Annotated in this window: 3 protein-coding genes; 1 reads left to right on the top strand and 2 read right to left on the bottom strand. The window is 70.2% G+C overall.

The features are described 5' to 3' along the window. On the bottom strand, positions 1-811 hold an 811-nt coding region (locus AC31A1_RS49880), incomplete at its 3' end, for a GNAT family N-acetyltransferase (RefSeq protein ID WP_489659674.1). 98 nt (positions 812-909) lie between these two features. Here AC31A1_RS49880 and AC31A1_RS49875 point away from each other — a divergent pair. Next, positions 910-1,668 carry a hypothetical protein gene (locus AC31A1_RS49875; protein WP_489659673.1) on the top strand — a complete coding sequence of 253 codons (759 nt, stop codon included), beginning with the start codon at positions 910-912 and terminating at the stop codon, positions 1,666-1,668. Between the two features lie 43 nt (positions 1,669-1,711). Here AC31A1_RS49875 and AC31A1_RS49870 read toward each other — a convergent pair. Beyond that, the coding region (locus tag AC31A1_RS49870) for a DUF1266 domain-containing protein (RefSeq protein WP_489659672.1) at positions 1,712-2,589 on the bottom strand (878 nt) is incomplete at its 5' end.

The following is a 2,589-nucleotide window of genomic DNA, read 5'->3' as shown; positions in this document are numbered from 1 at the left end:
GGCCGGTGGGTTCGCGGTGGGGGCCGTGGGCGACGTAGATGTGTTCATGCTGGTGGATGGAGGTTCCGGCGGAGGTGAAGTCGGCCTCCCTGGTGCACAGCAGGGGCCCGGGCTCCAGATCGGCCCAGCCGGTCTCCTCCCGCAACTCCCGCAGGGCGCCCTCGCGCGGGGTCTCGTCTCCTTCGAGGCCGCCGCCGGGCAGGGCCCAGTAACTGCCGCTCTCGACGTCGTCGTAGCGGAAGAGGAAGACGGAGCCGTCGGGGTCGAGCACGGCGACGCGGCCCGCGTGGCGGGATCTGCGCAGCTGCTTGCGCAACACGGCGCAGGGGCGGCCGAGTTGGTGGTCCTTGCGATGGCCGATGACGTCGTAGCCGAGGGCGGTCCAGAAGGCGAGGCCGTCGGGATTGTTGTCAAGGACGGCCAGGCGTACGGCGGTTCGGCCGGCCGCACGGAAACGGTCCTCGACGAGGGACGCCAACTTCCGCCCGTGCCCCTGCTGTTGCTGCGTGGCGTCGATCATCAACAGCCCGATCCAGGGGTCTTCGTCATCCGGGTCGGGATGCGTCCCGAGGGTGATCGCGATCCCGACGAGCCGCCCGGCGCCACGTGCGAGCAGCACTTCCGTGTTCGGGTCGGCCAACTCGTCTGCCAGCGCGGTCGCCACCTGCTCGGGCCGGATGTCCTCCGGGTCCGGGAAGTCACCGCTCAGGGCGTGGAACGCGTGGTTCGAGGCGTAGAGGGCGGTCAGCTCGGTGAGCAACTCGCCGGGGAGCGCGCCGGCCTCGGTCGGCGTGAGCGGTTCGAGGAACATGGGGGCACGCTAGCGGCCGGAGGCTCCGCCGAGCTCGAACCAGCAGCCCCCGACCGTTCTCGGCATGCGTGTCCTCGGGGCGCGCACGGGGAGCGGTCGTGGCGCAGGACGACTTCGAGGCGTACGGCGAGGGATTCCGTGTGCAGGTTGACGTTCGTGACGATCTCGGGGAGTTGGGGCCGGCCGCCGAGCCGGATGAGTCGCGTGGCGACGGCAACCTTGCCGCCCTGTCGATGGTCCATCGTGTGTATGTGGCATCGTCGACGTGCGAGGGACCTATGAAGCGGATGCTCCAGGTGCTGCGGAGGGCGGAGATATTGCTGCTGACGGCGATCCTGAAAGTCGACCGGGCTCTCGGCATGGGCAAGAGGTACGGGCCTCCGATGCCCGTCGCGGTTCGCGTCACCAGCCGCCCGCTGCGCTCCGCGGCTGTCGTGGCTGTGCCGCTCGCGGCGCTGGGCGGCATGACCTTCGGGGCATTCACCGACTGGACGCGTTTCTTGCAGGCGGTCTTGTCGGGCGCTGGGATGACGCTGTTCTTCGCACTGTTCCTGCGGCTGGAGCGCCTGACTCAATTGCACTACGAGCGCATCGGCTACGGCTCGGTCGCCCCTCTGCCCGTCGCCCCTCTGCCCGCGCACCGTCCGCGCACCGGCGGGCTCGGACGGGTCCTTGCATACCTGTGTACGAGCTGGGGCGTGCTGTCGGTGGTCTTCTGGAGTGTGGAAAGAGCCAAGGGCACTCCGGTCGGTTGGCTCTTCAGCGGGGTCTTCATGGGGCTGGCGCTGCTGGGCTCGACCGGGGCCCACTACCTGGTGCTGCGGAAAAGGCAGCGGGCGCGCCCGCCGACCGGCTAGAGATCGCTCAGCCCCACTCCTCCTACCTCCTACCTCCTACCTCCTACCGGAACGGGATGTTCAGCCAAGGACTCCCCGCCTCCGACATCAGAATCCGGTGCGCCGAGACCATGTCCTGGTACCAGTCCCCGAACTCCTCCTCGTCGAAGTGCAGGCAGCGGCCGAGGATGTAGCCGGCGGAGAAGTCGGGCCAGGAGCGGTAGGCGAGGGCGGCGGCTCGGCCGGTGCGGATGACGGCGGACTCTGTTTCCGGGAGGGTGGCGAAGCGGGCGCCCAGGCCCCAGCGGGCCATTTTCGAGGCTCGGCCCAGGTCCCAGGCCTCCACCGAGGTGACGTAGCGGTTCTCGGCGAGGATGCCGTCGGCCCGCATGCGGGCCTCGTAGCGGGTGATGCGGCCGATCAGGCGTTGTACGCCCTCGATGCGGGCCTCGGTCTCCGACGCCGGGCGGGGGTCTGTTTTTGTGACGCCGTCCTCCGTGATCACCGTGGAGCCCTCCGAGTTGGCCCGGATGACGGTGGCCACGGCCTGGCGCCAGTACCCGGTGTCCACGTGGCCGCCGAAGTCGCGGGCGATCGTGCGGCGCAGGCTCAGCGCGAACTCCCATACGGAGCTGGACGCTTCGCAGGCGAGCAGGTTGCGCAGGTGGTGCTGCCACTCGGCGCGGGTGGTGATGCCCCACCACTCGCGCAGTCGCCGGCGTTCGCCGTCGTAGCCGCTGCCGTGCCAGGCCAACGCGTTCCAGAGGGAGCCGTTGTTCACGCAGAGGAGGGCTCCGCAGGCCAGGCCGTGGGCCACGGGGCCGTGGAGGGCACCGCCGACGTGGAGCGCGCGCAGGCGCATGGAGGTGTCCGGGGTGCCGGTCCGTTCCGCCGCGCGTGACCAGTCCGTCGTGCCCGGGGGTCCGTAGGGGAGGGCCAGTT

The sequence above is a fragment of the Streptomyces sp. P5F9 genome, from assembly GCF_057961495.1.
The sequence above is the reverse complement of the archived record's forward strand: the minus strand, read 5'-3'. Positions and strand labels throughout refer to the sequence as shown.